12 protein-coding genes and 1 pseudogene are annotated in these 13,950 nt (G+C 73.2%); 10 read left to right on the forward strand and 3 right to left on the reverse strand.

Annotated features, from left to right (window positions below; genetic code table 11):
- Nucleotides 1-9 precede the first annotated feature (9 nt).
- A complete protein-coding gene (gene ligD, locus ACZ4MF_RS11610; protein ID WP_467491824.1) occupies nt 10-1,029 on the reverse strand; it encodes a non-homologous end-joining DNA ligase in 1,020 nt (339 codons plus the stop codon).
- 104 nt (nt 1,030-1,133) lie between these two features.
- On the opposite strand from ligD, the gene ACZ4MF_RS11615 reads away from it, so the two are divergent.
- Together ACZ4MF_RS11615 and ACZ4MF_RS11620 are read left to right on the forward strand one after the other, a co-directional pair.
- Nucleotides 1,134-2,195: an ATP-dependent DNA ligase gene (locus tag ACZ4MF_RS11615; protein WP_467491825.1), complete on the forward strand. Its 1,062-nt coding sequence runs from the start codon at nt 1,134-1,136 to the stop codon at nt 2,193-2,195.
- Nucleotides 2,196-2,437: 242 nt separating this feature from the next.
- On the forward strand, nt 2,438-3,490 hold the full coding sequence (locus ACZ4MF_RS11620; RefSeq protein ID WP_467491826.1) for a DUF3048 domain-containing protein: 1,053 nt from the start codon (nt 2,438-2,440) through the stop codon (nt 3,488-3,490).
- 58 nt (nt 3,491-3,548) lie between these two features.
- Here the strand turns inward: ACZ4MF_RS11620 and ACZ4MF_RS11625 are convergent, their stop codons facing one another.
- Nucleotides 3,549-4,013, reverse strand: a complete 465-nt coding sequence (locus ACZ4MF_RS11625; RefSeq protein ID WP_467491827.1) for a MarR family winged helix-turn-helix transcriptional regulator — start codon at nt 4,011-4,013, stop codon at nt 3,549-3,551.
- Nucleotides 4,014-4,203: 190 nt separating this feature from the next.
- Between ACZ4MF_RS11625 and ACZ4MF_RS11630 the strand changes: the two genes are divergently transcribed.
- From ACZ4MF_RS11630 to ACZ4MF_RS11665, 8 genes and pseudogenes are all read left to right on the forward strand, one after another.
- A complete protein-coding gene (locus tag ACZ4MF_RS11630) occupies nt 4,204-4,959 on the forward strand; it encodes a CoA transferase subunit A (RefSeq protein ID WP_467491828.1) in 756 nt (251 codons plus the stop codon).
- Complete coding sequence (locus ACZ4MF_RS11635; RefSeq protein ID WP_467491829.1) at nt 4,959-5,603, forward strand: CoA transferase subunit B; 645 nt, start codon at nt 4,959-4,961, stop codon at nt 5,601-5,603. Before ACZ4MF_RS11630 ends, ACZ4MF_RS11635 begins: the two co-directional genes overlap by 1 nt.
- Nucleotides 5,600-6,321: pseudogene (locus ACZ4MF_RS11640) on the forward strand (thiolase family protein); the annotation flags it as partial. The gene ACZ4MF_RS11635 and the pseudogene ACZ4MF_RS11640, both read left to right, overlap by 4 nt.
- Before the next feature lie 48 nt (nt 6,322-6,369).
- Nucleotides 6,370-7,143 carry a protocatechuate 3,4-dioxygenase subunit beta gene (gene pcaH, locus ACZ4MF_RS11645; RefSeq protein WP_467491965.1) on the forward strand — a complete coding sequence of 258 codons (774 nt, stop codon included), beginning with the start codon at nt 6,370-6,372 and terminating at the stop codon, nt 7,141-7,143.
- Nucleotides 7,144-7,148: 5 nt separating this feature from the next.
- The gene (gene pcaG / locus ACZ4MF_RS11650; RefSeq protein WP_467491830.1) at nt 7,149-7,751 is read left to right on the forward strand and encodes a protocatechuate 3,4-dioxygenase subunit alpha; all 603 of its coding nucleotides are present in this window, start codon (nt 7,149-7,151) and stop codon (nt 7,749-7,751) included.
- Nucleotides 7,748-9,100 carry a 3-carboxy-cis,cis-muconate cycloisomerase gene (gene pcaB / locus ACZ4MF_RS11655; protein ID WP_467491831.1) on the forward strand — a complete coding sequence of 451 codons (1,353 nt, stop codon included), beginning with the start codon at nt 7,748-7,750 and terminating at the stop codon, nt 9,098-9,100. Before pcaG ends, pcaB begins: the two co-directional genes overlap by 4 nt.
- Nucleotides 9,097-10,233 carry a bifunctional 3-oxoadipate enol-lactonase/4-carboxymuconolactone decarboxylase PcaDC gene (gene pcaDC, locus ACZ4MF_RS11660; protein ID WP_467491832.1) on the forward strand — a complete coding sequence of 379 codons (1,137 nt, stop codon included), beginning with the start codon at nt 9,097-9,099 and terminating at the stop codon, nt 10,231-10,233. Before pcaB ends, pcaDC begins: the two co-directional genes overlap by 4 nt.
- 70 nt (nt 10,234-10,303) lie before the next feature.
- Nucleotides 10,304-11,095 carry an SDR family NAD(P)-dependent oxidoreductase gene (locus tag ACZ4MF_RS11665; protein WP_467491833.1) on the forward strand — a complete coding sequence of 264 codons (792 nt, stop codon included), beginning with the start codon at nt 10,304-10,306 and terminating at the stop codon, nt 11,093-11,095.
- A 108-nt stretch (nt 11,096-11,203) separates the two neighbouring features.
- Here the strand turns inward: ACZ4MF_RS11665 and ACZ4MF_RS11670 are convergent, their stop codons facing one another.
- Entirely contained in the window at nt 11,204-13,888 is a 2,685-nt protein-coding gene (locus tag ACZ4MF_RS11670; RefSeq protein WP_467491834.1) for an ATP-binding protein, read from the reverse strand.
- Nucleotides 13,889-13,950 lie beyond the last annotated feature (62 nt).

The raw sequence follows: 13,950 nt of genomic DNA on the forward strand, positions 1-13,950 counted from the left end.
GAACTCCCCTCACGACGTCCCCTCCCGCCGGGCCCGGCTCGGCTGGACCCGTTTCGGTTCGCCCGGCATCTTCGGGTATTCCGGCGGGTACGGCAGGTCGCCCAGGCCGTGGTCGTGTTCGTCGCGGCGGGCCAGTTCCAGGAGGGCGTCCAGGGAGTAGGCATGTTCGTCCATGTCGGCGTGTACGTCACCGAGTTCGGCGAAGCGGGCCGGCATGGTGGCGAGGTCGAAGTCGCGCGGGTGGACCGCGTCGACCTCCGCCCAGCGCAGCGGTGCCGAGACCGGGGCGTTCGGGCGGGGCCGTACCGAGTAGGCGGAGGCGATGGTGCGGTCGCGGGCCGTCTGGTTGTAGTCCAGGAAGATACGGCGGCCCCGTTCCTCCTTCCACCACTTGATCGTCACCTGGTCCGGCATCCGGCGCTCCATCTCCCGGCCGACCGCGATGGCGGCACGGCGCACCTGGGTGAAGGTCCAGCGCGGTTCGATCGGGACGAAGACGTGCAGGCCGCGGCCGCCGGAGGTCTTGGGCCAGCCGCGCAGGCCACCGAACTCCTTCAGGACGGCCCTGAGTTCGTGGGCGGCGCGGACGGCGTCGCCGAAGTCGGTGCCGGGCTGCGGGTCGAGGTCGATGCGCAGTTCGTCGGGGTGGTCGACATGGGTGCGGCGCACCGGCCAGGGGTGGAAGGTGAGCGTGCCGTACTGGGCGGCCCACACCACGGCGGCCTCCTCGGTGGGGCACATCTCGTCGGCGCTGCGGCCGCTGGGGAAGGTGATGTGGGCGGTCGGGATCCAGTCGGGCATGCCCTTGGGCGCCCGCTTCTGGTAGAACCACTCGCCGTCGACGCCGTCCGGGTAGCGCTGGAGGGTGGTGGGCCGGTCGCGCAGGGCGCGCAGGATGCCGGGGCCGACGGAGGCGTAGTACCGCGCGACGTCCAGCTTGGTGAAACCGCGCTCGGGGAAGAACACCTTGCCCGGGCTGGACAGCCGTACGGTCCGGCCGGCCACCTCCAGTTCCACCGCATCACCCATGCGGCCACGGTAGGCGCACCCCGTACACCTCGCATACCGGGATATGAGATAAGGAGGTAGGCGACAGCGGGCGATCGATGTCGTATGCGAGCAGAATCGGACGCATGGATCTGCCGGTGATGCCGCCCGTGAAGCCCATGCTCGCCAAGTCGGTGGCGACGATCCCGCCGGGCATGCACTACGAAGCGAAGTGGGACGGGTTCCGGGCCATCGTGTTCCGTGACGGGTCCGACATCGAGCTGGGCAGCCGTACCGGAAAGCCGTTGACCAGGTACTTTCCCGAGCTGGTGGCGGCGTTGCGGGAGCGGGTGCCGAAGCGGTGCGTGCTCGACGGGGAGATCGTGATCGCGCGGAACGGCCGGCTGGACTTCGACGCGCTGACCGAGCGGATCCACCCGGCGGACTCCCGGGTGCGGATGCTGGCCGAGAGGACCCCGGCCTCCTTCGTCGCCTTCGACCTGCTCGCGCTGGACAGCGAGTCGCTGCTCGACGTGCCGCTGACCGACCGCCGTGCCCTGCTGGACCGGGCGCTCGCGGCGTCGACCCCGCCGGTGCACCTGGCGCCCGCGACGACGGACCTCCGGGTGGCCGAGCGGTGGTTCGAGGAGTACGAGGGCGCCGGTCTGGACGGGGTCGTCGCCAAGCCGCTCACGCTGCGCTATCTCCCGGACGAACGGGCCATGTTCAAGATCAAGCACGAGCGGACGGCCGACGTCGTCGTGGCCGGGTACCGCTTCCACAAGAGCGGGCCGGTGGTCGGCTCGCTGCTGCTCGGGCTGTACGACGAGCACGGCCGGCTCCAGCACGTGGGCGTCTCGGCCGCCTTCGCCATGCGGAAACGGGCCGAACTGATCGAGGAACTGGCGCCGTTGCGCATGGACGACGCGACCGGGCACCCGTGGGCGGCCTGGTCGGACGAGTCCGCGCACGAGACGGCCCGGCTACCGGGGGCACCCAGCCGCTGGTCCGGCAAGAAGGACCTGTCCTGGGTGCCGCTGCGGCCGGAGCGGGTCGCCGAGGTGGCCTACGACCACATGGAGAACGGGCAGCGATTCCGGCACACGGCCCGCTTCCGCCGCTGGCGCCCGGACCGCACCCCGCAGAGCTGCACCTACGCGCAGTTGGAGGAGCCGGTGCGGTACGACCTGGCGCAGATCCTGGGCTGACGCCGGGGCGGACGGCGGGGCGCCTTCCGGGGCGCCGCGCCAGTGTCGTCCGGCACCTACGGGGCACCCTCGCGGTTCCTCGCGGTCCCCCATGGTCCCTCTCGGTCCGCGGCGGAGCCGCACGGCGAACCCGGGCCGGCGCCGCGCCGGGGCGCCACCCCCACCCGGGTCACACCCTGCGCCCGATCGGCCCACCGACCGGGCACGCCCGCACGTGATCGGGTCACTCCCCCGTCAACCTGATGAGCACACGATCGGACCATGTGGACGGGAGGGCAACGGTGGGCCTGAGATGCGGAGCGCGCTCGCGGCGCGCGGTACTGGTGGCGGCCGGGCTGGCCGTCGCCCTGACGTCCTCCCTCACTGCGGGCTGCGCCCACCGCGGCCGGGACGACGACCGCGCACCCCAGCACACATCGGCGGTACCCGCACCACCCGCCGCACTGTCCCGAGGACCGGTGTCCTCGGTCGCGCCGGCCGGCACACCGCTCGCCGTGAAGATCGACAACGCGCCCGAGGCCCGCCCGCAGACCGGGCTGGACGAGGCGGACGTGGTGTACGCGGAGCAGGTGGAGGGCGGACTGAGCCGCCTGATGGCGGTGTACGCGAGCCGACTGCCGAGGGCCGTCGGACCGGTGCGCAGCGCCCGTGAGTCCGATCTCGAACTGCTGCGCCAGTTCGGCCGGCCGACGCTCGCCTTCTCCGGCGCCCAGCACAAGCTGCTGCCGCTGATCGGCCGCGCTCCGCTGCGGGCGCAGTCGCCCGACCGCGCTCCCGGCGCCTACTACCGGGGCCCCGGCAGGCGCGCGCCACACAACCTCTACCTCCGTCCGCACAGGCTGCTGGCGGCCGCTCCGGGCACGGTGGCCCTGGGGACGGGTTTCCGGTACGGCCCGGCTCCCGCGGCCGGCGGCGTCCCCGCCGCCTCGCGCACCGTCCGCTACCCGGCCGCCCGCTTCACCTTCACCTGGTCCGCCGCGCGCGGCCGCTGGCTGGTCGCGATGGACGGCAGGACGACGGTGACGACCGCCGGCACACCGGTGGCGCCGGCCACGGTCGTCGTGCAGTACGTCAGGATCCGCACCTCGCGCTACCACGACAAGCTCGGCAACCACACGCCGTACACGGAGACGGTCGGCTCGGGGGAGGCGGAGGTGCTGCGCGACGGACGGTCCTTCCGCGCCTCCTGGTCGCGGCCGGCCGCGACGGGCGGTACGACGTTCACGGCGGCGGACGGCGGGCCGCTGTCGTTCGCCGCCGGACAGGTGTGGGTGGTGTTCGCCGCCGCGCCGTGAGGTGCTGTCAGCCGCCGTGAGCCGCCGTACACCTCCGTGACCGCCGGTGCAGGCGCGTTCAGCCCTGCGCCGCCACCGGCTCGGCCGGATGGCGGAGGTCCTCCGCCGCGTCCGCCACCCTGCGGAGCAGATCGAAGAACACGATCTGCTCCTCGGGCGACAGGGGCGCGAGGAAGACCTGGTTCATCCGGGCGGTGCGCACGGTGAGCTTGCGGTGGGTGCGCAGCCCGTCGTCGGTGAGGCCGAGCAGGAATCGCCGGCCGTCCTGCGGGTCGCGCACTTTGGTGAGCAGTCTCCGGCGGGTGAGCCGGCTGATGACCTCGGCGATGGTCGAGCGGTCCAGCCCGACCCGCTCCCCCACGGTCCGCTGGTCGAGTCCGGGCTCGGCGACGAGCGCGTTCATGACCGCGAACTGCGGCGAGGTGATCTCCTCGGAGACCATCGTGTTCCACAGCAGATAGTGGGCCTGCTGGAGTCGCCGGGCCAGATGCCCGGGATGGGTGGTGAGATCCACCGCGGCCATGCGCGCTCTCCCTGGTCAATTAGTCGGTGTACTGAACGATATCCGGCGACGAGCCGATCCGTCTTCCGGACGGAGCGCATACATACAGGTGATGCGAGGTCTTGACGGCCTTCTCCTCCGGTGGCAGCGTGAGGAGCACCTCGCTGAAATAGTCAGTACCCTGATTAATTGACGAGATGGGGCTTCACGGATGGACAAGGTGGTCGCCACGGCCGGGGAGGCCGTGGCCGATGTGCCGGACGGCGCGTCCCTCGCGGTCGGCGGATTCGGGCTGAGCGGCGTGCCGAACGTGCTGATCCAGGCGCTCCACGAGCGCGGGGTCGGCGCGCTGAGCGTGGTGTCGAACAACTGCGGGGCGATGGAGACCGGGCTGGCGGTGCTGCTGACCGCGGGCCGGATCGCCCGGGTGACCGGCTCGTACATCGGCGGCAACAAGGAGTTCGCCCGGCAGTACCTGGGCGGCGAACTGGAACTGGAGCTGATCCCGCAGGGCACGCTCGCGGAGCGGCTGCGCGCGGGCGGCGCCGGGATCCCCGCCTTCTACACCCCGGCCGGGGTCGGCACCCAGGTCGCCGAGGGCGGCCTGCCCTGGCGCTACGACGGCGACGGCGGCGTCGCACTGGCCTCCCCGCCGAAGGAGGTGCGGGAGTTCGACGGCACCGCGTACGTGCTGGAGCGTGCCATCCGTACCGACTTCGCGCTGGTGCGGGCCGCGAAGGGCGACCGGCACGGGAACCTCGTGTTCAACAAGTCGTCCCGGAACTTCAACCCCCTTGCCGCCATGGCCGGCAAGGTCACGATCGCCGAGGTCGAGGAACTGGTCGAGCCCGGCGGGATCGACCCGGACGCGGTGCATGTGCCGGGCGTGTTCGTCCAGCGGGTGGTGGCGCTGACCCCCGAGCAGGCGGTGGACAAGAGGATCGAGCGGCGGACGGTGAGCAGCTGATGGCCTGGACACGCGAGGAGATGGCCGCGCGCGCCGCACGGGAGCTGCGCGACGGACAGTACGTCAACCTCGGCATCGGCCTGCCGACGCTGATCCCGAACCATCTGCCGCCGGGGGTCAAGGTGGTGCTGGAGTCGGAGAACGGAATCCTCGGCACCGGGCCGTACCCGACGGACGACCAGGTGGACCCGGATCTGATCAACGCGGGCAAGGAGACGGTGACGGTCTTGCCGGGGGCGTCCTTCTTCGACTCGGCGCTGTCCTTCGCGATGATCCGCGGCGGGCACATCGACGTGGCCGTGCTCGGCGCGATGCAGGTGTCCGCCGGCGGCGACCTGGCCAACTGGGCCGTGCCGGGCAAGCTGGTCACCGGGATCGGCGGCGCGATGGACCTGGTGCACGGTGCCCGGCAGGTGATCGTGGTGATGACGCACACCGCGAAGGACGGCTCGCCGAAGATCCTCAAGGAGTGCACGCTGCCGCTCACGGGGAAGGCGTGTGTGAACCGGGTCATCACGGATCTGGCGGTACTCGACGTCACCGAGCACGGACTCGTCCTCGTGGAGACCGGGCCCGGCATCACCGTGGACGAGGTGGTCGCCCGGACCGACGCTGAACTGACCATCGCGGAGAACCTGCCGTGAACTCGGTCAACACGCCCACCACCGTGTACATCGTCGACGCCGTCCGCACCCCGCAGCGGGCCCCGGCCCGGATCGAGTACGTCGACCTCGGCGACGCCAACCGCGCCGGCGACGAGAATCGCAACGTGGCCCGGATGACCGCCCTGCTCGCGGGTCTGCCGACCTCCGTACCGGGCGTGACCGTCAACCGGCTTCCCCGCCGGACACGCGGAGCTGTACTGCACGACGCTCGGCCGGCGCATGGTCAACCCGAGGACGGACCCCCAGTGGACCGTCCCGCTCGGCGAGAGCGCCGAACCGATCGCCGGCAAGCACACGATCTCGCGCGAGCAGCAGGACGCGTACGCCCTCGCCTCCCACCGCAAGGCGGCCACGGCCCGGGAACAGAGCCTGTTCGACGCCGAGTCGGCGCCCGTCCCGTGCCGCGGGGCACGGGCGACCCGGTCGCCGTCAGCGCCGACGCGTGCATACGCCCCGACACCTCCCTCGCGGCGCCGGCCCGACGAGGAAGGCCTGAAGGCCACCGGCCGCGAACCGCTCGCCCGGATCCCGGCGACCAGGCGTCGGCGCGAGCGACCCGCACTACTTCGACCTCGCCCCGGTGACGGCCGTCGACCGCGCACTCGCCAAGGCGGGAAGAATATTTGACGATCCGTCAACCCTCGAACCGAAAGAGGCCTTCGCCGCCCAGGTGCCCGGCTGTCTCGCCGAGTGGCCCCACAGCACCTCCGGCGCCCCCTACGCCAAGGAAGCATCAGGTATCCCCATGGCTCTCACCCAGCAGGACATAGACCTCGAAATCGCCGCCGAGCGCGCCGCCTACGAGAAGCGTGTCGCCGACGGCGCTCCCGTCGAACACCACCCGCGCCGGGACTACGCCCCGTACCGCTCCTCCGTCCTCCGGCACCCCCGGCAGCCCCTGGTCGCCATCGACACCGGCACGGACCCGGAGCTGGTGGAGCTGCACTCCCCCGCCTTCGGCGAGCGCGACATCACCGGGATCGACAACGACCTCACCCGGCAGCACACCGGGGAGCCGGTCGGGGAGCGGATCACCGTCTCCGGGCGGCTGCTGGACCGTAACGGCCGCCCGGCGCGCGGGCAGCTGATCGAAATCTGGCAGGCCAACTCGGCCGGGCGGTACGCCCATCAGCGCGAACAGCACGACGCGCCGCTCGACCCGAACTTCACCGGCGTCGGCCGCACCCTCACCGACGCCGAGGGCCGCTACCACTTCACCACCGTCCAGCCGGGCCCGTACCCCTGGCGCAACCACGTGAACGCCTGGCGCCCGGCCCACATCCACTTCTCGGTGTTCGGCACGGCGTTCACGCAGCGGCTGGTCACCCAGATGTACTTCCCGAACGACCCGCTCTTCCCCTACGACCCGATCCTCCAGTCGGTGACGGACGACGCGGCCCGCCAGCGGCTGGTCGCCACCTACGACCACGGCCTGTCGGTGCCGGAGTTCTCGCTCGGCTACCACTGGGACATCGTGCTGGACGGCCCGGCCGCCACCTGGACAGAAGAAGGACGCTGACCGCCATGACGAAGATCGACACGACCGGCCCGGAGCAGATGCCGCCCACGCCGTCCCACACGGTCGGCCCCTTCTACGGCTACGCGCTGCCCTTCCGCGGCGGCGAGGACATCGCGCCGCTCGGCCACCCGGACAGCGTCACCGTCCACGGGTACGTCCTCGACGGCGCGGGCGAGCCGCTGCCGGACGCCCTCGTCGAGGTGTGGGGTCCGCGGCCCGACGGCACGATCGCGCGGGTCGACGGCTCCCTGCGGCGCGACCCGGCCACCGGCGCACATCTCGGCCGCAACGGCGTGGAGTTCACCGGCTGGGGCCGGATCCAGACGGACGCCGACGGCCACTGGTACGCCCGTACGCTCCGGCCCGGTGCCCGCGGCGGCAACGCGCCGTACCTCAGCGTGTGCGTCTTCGCGCGCGGCCTCCTCCACCACCTGTTCACCCGGATCTACCTGCCCGGCGACGAGCCCGCCCTCGCCTCCGACCCGCTGCTCACCCGGGTGGGCGACCGGCGCGGCACGCTGGTCGCCGGGGACGAGGGCGCGGGCCTCTACCGTTTCGACATCCGTCTTCAGGGCGAAGGCGAGACGGTCTTCCTGGAGTACCAGTGACAGCTGAACCGGCGGCAGTCGAGCCCCACGACGGCGACACCGGCCTGCTCGGCCCCGGGTGGGCCGGTTCCGCGGCGGCGGACGCCACGAGCGACACCGCGTTCCTGCGCGCCCTCCTCGACGCCGAGGCGGCCCTCACCCGCGCGCAGGCCGCCCTCGGCCTCGCGCCCGCCGCGGCCGCCGACGCGGTGACCGGCGCGGCCGACCCCGCCCGCTTCGACGTCCGCTCCCTCGCCCGGCGCGCCCGGGCCGGCGGCAATCCGGTGATCCCGCTGGTGGCCGACCTGACCGCCACGGTGGGCGAGCCGTACGGCCCGTACGTCCACCGGGGCGCCACCAGCCAGGACATCCTGGACACGGCCGCCATGCTGGTCGCCGCGCGCACCCTGGACCTCGTCCTCGACGACCTCGCCCGCACCGAACGCGCGCTCGCGCGGCTCGCCGCCGCCCACCGGGACACCCCCATGCCGGGGCGCACCCTCACCCAGCACGCCGTGCCCACGACCTTCGGCCTGAAGGCCGCCGGCTGGCGCTCGCTGGTCCTGGACGCCCGCGACCGCATCACACGAGTACGGCAGACACTGCCCGCCCAACTCGGCGGCGCCGCCGGGACGTCGGCGGCCTTCGAGGCGTACGGCGCCCCGGACGCGACCGCGCTGACCGAGGCGTACGCCCGCGAACTGGACCTTGCCGCACCGCTGTTGCCCTGGCACACACTGCGCACGCCCGTCGCCGACCTGGCCGGTGCGACGGCCTTCGCCGTCGGCGCCCTGGGCAAGCTGGCCGAGGACGTGCTGACGCTGTCGCGGACGGAGATCGGCGAGGTCGCCGAGGGCAGCGGCGGCGGTTCGTCCGCCATGCCGCACAAGGCCAACCCCGTGCGCGCCACCCTCCTCGCGGCCGCCGCCCGCCGCGCCCCGCAGCTCGCGGCCACCCTGTACGGCTCGCTCGCCGCCGGGGACGAGCGGCCCGCCGGGGCCTGGCACGCCGAATGGGAGCCGCTGCGCGACCTGCTCCGACTGACCGGCGGCGCGGCCCGGGACGCGGCCGAACTCATCGAGGGCCTGCGTGTGGACACCGCCGCCATGCGCCGGAACCTGGACCTCACCCACGGCCTGATCGTCTCCGAGCGACTGTCCGCCGTACTGGCTCCCCGCCTCGGCCGCGTCCGCGCGAAGGAACTGCTCACCACACTCGCCCGCCGCACCCACACCGAGCACCGGCCACTGACCGAACTCCTCACCGAGGAACCGGAGTTGAAAGACATCGACGTGGCCGACCTGGCCGACCCCACGCACTACACCGGCTTCGCCGGTGTCCTCACCGACCGTGCCCTGGAGCGACGTTGACCGCACATCTCCTCAACCACCGTACGGAGGGCTCCGCTTCCGCCCCCGCGCTGCTGCTCGGGCCGTCGCTGGGCACCTCGTACGCCCTGTGGGACGCCGTCGCTCCCGAACTGTCCCTCACGCACCGGGTGGTGCGCTGGGACCTGCCCGGACACGGGGGCTCGGCGGCGGACCTGATCGGCCCCGGCGCGAGCGTCGGCGACCTCGCGGTGCTGGTGCTGGACCTCGCCGACGCGCTGGGCGTCGACCGGTTCGCGTACGCGGGAGTCTCCCTGGGCGGCGCCGTCGGCCTGCACCTGGCCGTGCACCACCCCGACCGGCTGACCTCGCTCGCCGTCCTGTGCTCCTCCGCCCACTTCGGCGGCGGTGCGGCCTGGTCGGAGCGGGCGGAGCGGGTGCGGCGCGAGGGACTGGAGTGGCTGGTGGAGAGCGCCGACGCACGCTGGTTCACGCCCGGGTTCACCGTGCCGCGGCTGGTGCGGGACCACCGGGAGGCCGACCCGCAGGCGTACGCCGCCTGCTGCGACGCGCTCGCCGCGTTCGATCTGCGCGACCGGCTCGGCGAGATCACCGTACCTACGCTGCTCGTGGCGGGCCGGGAGGATCCCGCGACGCCGCCCGCGCATCTGCGGGAGATCGCCGACGCGGTGCCCGGCGCGGCACTGGTCGAGCTGCCCGAGGCCTCGCACCTCGCTCCCGCGCAGTGCCCGCAGGCCGTGTCGACGGCGCTGCGCACCCAGCTCGACGGACCGCCGGCGAGCGGGATGGCCGTGCGCCGTCAGGTGCTGGGGGACGCGCACGTGGACCGGGCGCAGGGCCGGCAGACCCCGTTCACCGCCCGCTTCCAGGACTTCATCTCCCGCTACGCCTGGGGGGAGATCTGGACCGACCCGACGCTGTCCCGCCGCGAGCGCAGCATGATCACCCTGACCGCGCTGGTCGCGCACGGCCACTACGACGAGCTGGCGATGCACGTCCGGGCGGCGCGGCGGGGCGGGCTGACACCCGAGGAGATCGGCGCGGTGCTGCTCCAGACCGCCGTGTACTGCGGGGTACCGGCCGCCAACTCGGCCTTCGCGACGGCCCAGCGGGTGCTCGACGAACTCGCCGAGGAGGAGGGCGAGTCGGGCTGAGGGTGACCCTGCCGGTCGTAGCTTCGACAGAACCTCTCTCGCGGCGCGGGGGCGTGCCTAGGGTGGCGGCATGTCAACCGTTCTGATCACCGGCGCCACGTCCGGACTCGGCCGCTACGTCGCCTTCGAGCTGGTCCGCTCCGGGCATGCCGTCCTCGCCCACGGCCGCGACCGGGCGCGCACCGAGCAGCTGGTCGCCGAGCTGCGCACCGAGGGTACGGCCGAGGGGTTCGTCGCCGACCTGGCCCGCCTCGCCGAGGTGGCCGAGCTGGGCGCCCGGGTCGCCGAGGCACACCCGGAGCTGGATGTGCTGATCAACAACGCGGGGGTGGGCGGTGGCACGCCCGGTTCCGGCCGCGAGCTGAGCGCCGACGGCCATGAACTGCGGCTCGCCGTGAACTACTTGGCGCCCGTCGTCCTCACCCGCGCCCTCCTGCCGGTCCTGCGCGCCGACCCGCCGGCCCGCATCGTCAACGTCGGCTCGGCCGGCCAAGAACCGCTCGACTTCGCCGACCCGGAACTCACCCGCGGCTACAGCGGGCTCTCCGCCTACTGCCGCAGCAAGTTCGCCCTCGCCGCACACACGTTCACACTGGCCGAGGAGCTGGCGGACAGCGGGGTGTCGGTGAACGTCCTGCACCCCGCGACCTTCATGGACACGGCCATGGTCCGCGAGAGCGCGATCGCCCCGTGGAACACGGTCGCCGACGGCGCCCCCGGCGTCCTGGCGCTGGCCACCGAGGAGTCGGGCAGCGGCGGCTACTTCGACGGCACCCGGCCGGCCCGGGCACACGAGGGGACGTACGACCCGCAGGTGCGCGAGCGGCTGAGGACGGTGACGGAGCAGCTGCTCACCGTGTGAGGGCGACGGTATGCGGTGTGACGTATGCGGTGTGACGTATGCGGTATGCAGTACGTCGCGCACCGCATACCGCATACCGGCGACTGCATACTGCATACTGCCGACCGTCTACCGCAGCCCCCGCCCGGTCTCCAGTACCTCCCTCGCCTGGGCCACCAGGCCCTCCGCCCCGCAGGACCGGGCGAGGTCCAGGCCCCGGTTGAGTTCCGTGAGGGAGCGGGCGGCGATGCCGTACTCGACGCGGGCCGCCGCGTGTTCGTACTGGCAGGGTGAGGCCTCCAGGTAGGTGACGGCCTGGGCGGCGAGCTGCACCGCGCGGTTGCCGGTCGCCAGCGTGGCGGCGCAGCGCAGGGCCTCGCCGATCGCGGTGTCGGTGCCGAACCGTTCGGCCTGTCGGCGGGCGTCGGCCGCCAACTGGGCGGCGCGTGGCGGGTCCTGCACGGCGAGGGCCTTGGCGAGGTCGATCGACCAGGGCGCGAACACCGGGTTGTGGCCGCCGCGCGAGGCGGCCGTCTTCTCCGCGGCCTCCAGTTCGTTGATGCCGTCCTCGGTACGGCCGACGGCGAGCAGCAGCCGACCGCGCACGGAACGGATGTCGGGCAGCACGATCGTGGACGGGTACGGCGGCGCGAAGCCGTACTGGTCGGCGATCGACCAGGCCTCCTGGATCCGGCCGCGGGCCAGCAGGGTGTCGACCAGTCCGCAGGTGGCCGACCAGTACAACGGCAGCCCGCGGCCCACCCGTTCGGCGAGGACCAGTGCCTCGCGCAGGGTGGACTCGGCGTCGCGCAGGCGGCCCTGTCTGCGGTAGGCGAGGCCGAGGAAGGCGTTGGCGAGCGAGAGATGGCCGCCGCGCCAGCCGGCGCTGGTGTAGGCGCGCAGGGCCTCGGCGAACAGGCTCTCGGCGCGGTCGAGCCGGTCGGCGTAGGCGTACGCGCTGCCGAGCATCATCAGCAGCTCGATGCCCCACTCCTGGTCGGTCCAGCCGAGACCGGGCGCGAGTCGGCCGTTGACCAGGGCGCGGTCGCACAACTCGACGATCTCCTCGGCGCTCTCGCCGTGCGTCATGGCGTCGAAGCCGCGCAGGATGAGCAGGGCGCGCTCGGCGTTGTCGCGGCCGGTGCAGGTGCTCGCGAGTTCGGCCAGGCGCCGGGAGCGGGCCGGGGAGACGGTCTCGCCGTGGATGCCCTCCCACATGAACTGCACGGCCGTGAGCCGCATCCGGGCGGGGCCCGGTTCGTGCCGGGCGGCCTCGGCCTCGACCGTGCGGACGGCCTCCTCCAGTTGGTCGTTGTGGAGCTGTGCCTGGGACAGGCGGACCACGGCGTCGACGCGCCGCTCGCCGTCGAGCCCCGGAATGCCGAGCGCGTACTGGAGGTGGTCGATGGTGACGGCGGGTGCGGTCAGCAGGGTGGCGCAGCCCAGTTCGTACAGGACGTGGGCGTGGACGTCGGGGCGCGGCGGTTCCTGGAGGGCCCGTTCGAGACAGCGGCGGGCGGCGTCGGGCGCGCCGACGGCGAGGTGTTCGCGGGCCGCCTCGCGCAGCTGGGCGACGAGTTCCTCGTCGTCGTCCGGGTGCACCTTGAGCAGGTGGCGGGCGGCCTCGGCGGCGCCCCGGCCCAGCTCGGTGATGATCTGGGCGGCGACGCCGTGCATGGCGGTGCACACGGCGGGCGGGATGGAGTTGTAGACGGCGGTGGCGATCAGCGGGTGGACGAACTCCAGCTCGCCCTCCTCGCGTTCGACGCCGGCCGCCGGGTCGGGCGTGGTGAGGATGCGGGCGCTGCAGAGGAGTTCGGCGCAGTGCCGGGCGATGCCGTCGTCCATGGTGGCGAGGCGGGCGACCATGTCGACGGTGATGGAGGTGCCGAGGATGGCGGCGGCCCAGGCGAACCGGGTGGCCTCCAGGCCGAGGCCCTTGAGGCGGTCGACGAGTCCGCCGCCGCGGGCGGAGCGGTTGAGGGCGCGCAGTTCGCCGGCGCGGGACTCGACCGGCTGGACTTCGCTGTCCTGCACCTTGGCGAGGAGTTCGACGGTGTCGTAGGGGTTGCCGGCGGTCACGGCCCACACCTCGCGGCAGAACGCGTCGTCGGCGTACCGGCCGAGGGTGGCGCGGGTGAGTCCGGCGGTGGCGTCCGGGGTGAGGGCGCTGAGGTTGTTGACGGAGCGGCCCGCGGCGGCGGCCACGTCGTCGAGGTGGCGGGCGCTGTCCCCGCTGACCTCGCCGGGCCGGCGGGCGACCACGACGAGCACGGAGACGTCGTCCAGGCGCTCGGCGAACGCGGCGAGCCAGCGCAGGGTCTCCTGGTCGGCCCAGTGGGCGTCGTCGATCAGCAGCACGAGGGGCCATTCGCGGCGGGCGAGCCGGCGGACCGCGGCGACGAGGCCGTCGCACACGTACTGCGGGTCGGCGCTGCCCTCCTGCGGTTCGGCTATGCCGAGGGCGGGACCGGCGATGTCGTACCAGTCGCCGAGGTACTCGCGGGCCTCTTCCGGCAGTAAGGAGAGCAGGGCGGGCTGGAGGAGCTGCCGTACCACGTTGAACGGGACGGACTTCAGGGTCTCCGCGCCGCGCGCGGACCAGACGTCGCAGCCCCGGCGCTCGGCGATCCGGCGGGTCTCGGCGAGCAGCGCGGTCTTGCCGAGTCCCGCCTCGCCGCGGAAGACCAGCAGGCTGCCCGCGGAGGACCGGTCGGCGCACAGGACGTCGAGTGCGTCCGCGACGGTGATGATCTCCGCGTCCCGCTCCCACAGGGAAGCCGAGGCGGCCGTCGGGGGCCGTCCCTCCGTCATCCCGTTACCTCCCCAGGTCGCCCGAATGACGTACAGAGCACGAGCGTAGCCGTCCGGCAGGG

It is taken from the genome of Streptomyces sp. NPDC025793, assembly GCF_055558375.1.

Bases quoted from the DNA above. Each gene is read 5' to 3' on its own strand.
- pcaG (WP_467491830.1), top strand. From the start codon at position 7,149: ATGACGAAGATCGACACGACCGGCCCGGAGCAGATGCCGCCCACGCCG.
- ACZ4MF_RS11630 (WP_467491828.1), top strand. From the start codon at position 4,204: ATGGACAAGGTGGTCGCCACGGCCGGGGAGGCCGTGGCCGATGTGCCG.
- ACZ4MF_RS11670 (WP_467491834.1), bottom strand. From the start codon at position 13,888: ATGACGGAGGGACGGCCCCCGACGGCCGCCTCGGCTTCCCTGTGGGAG.
- pcaH (WP_467491965.1), top strand. From the start codon at position 6,370: ATGGCTCTCACCCAGCAGGACATAGACCTCGAAATCGCCGCCGAGCGC.
- ACZ4MF_RS11635 (WP_467491829.1), top strand. From the start codon at position 4,959: ATGGCCTGGACACGCGAGGAGATGGCCGCGCGCGCCGCACGGGAGCTG.
- ACZ4MF_RS11625 (WP_467491827.1), bottom strand. From the start codon at position 4,013: ATGGCCGCGGTGGATCTCACCACCCATCCCGGGCATCTGGCCCGGCGA.
- ACZ4MF_RS11665 (WP_467491833.1), top strand. From the start codon at position 10,304: ATGTCAACCGTTCTGATCACCGGCGCCACGTCCGGACTCGGCCGCTAC.
- ACZ4MF_RS11620 (WP_467491826.1), top strand. From the start codon at position 2,438: ATGAGCACACGATCGGACCATGTGGACGGGAGGGCAACGGTGGGCCTG.
- ACZ4MF_RS11615 (WP_467491825.1), top strand. From the start codon at position 1,134: ATGGATCTGCCGGTGATGCCGCCCGTGAAGCCCATGCTCGCCAAGTCG.
- ligD (WP_467491824.1), bottom strand. From the start codon at position 1,029: ATGGGTGATGCGGTGGAACTGGAGGTGGCCGGCCGGACCGTACGGCTG.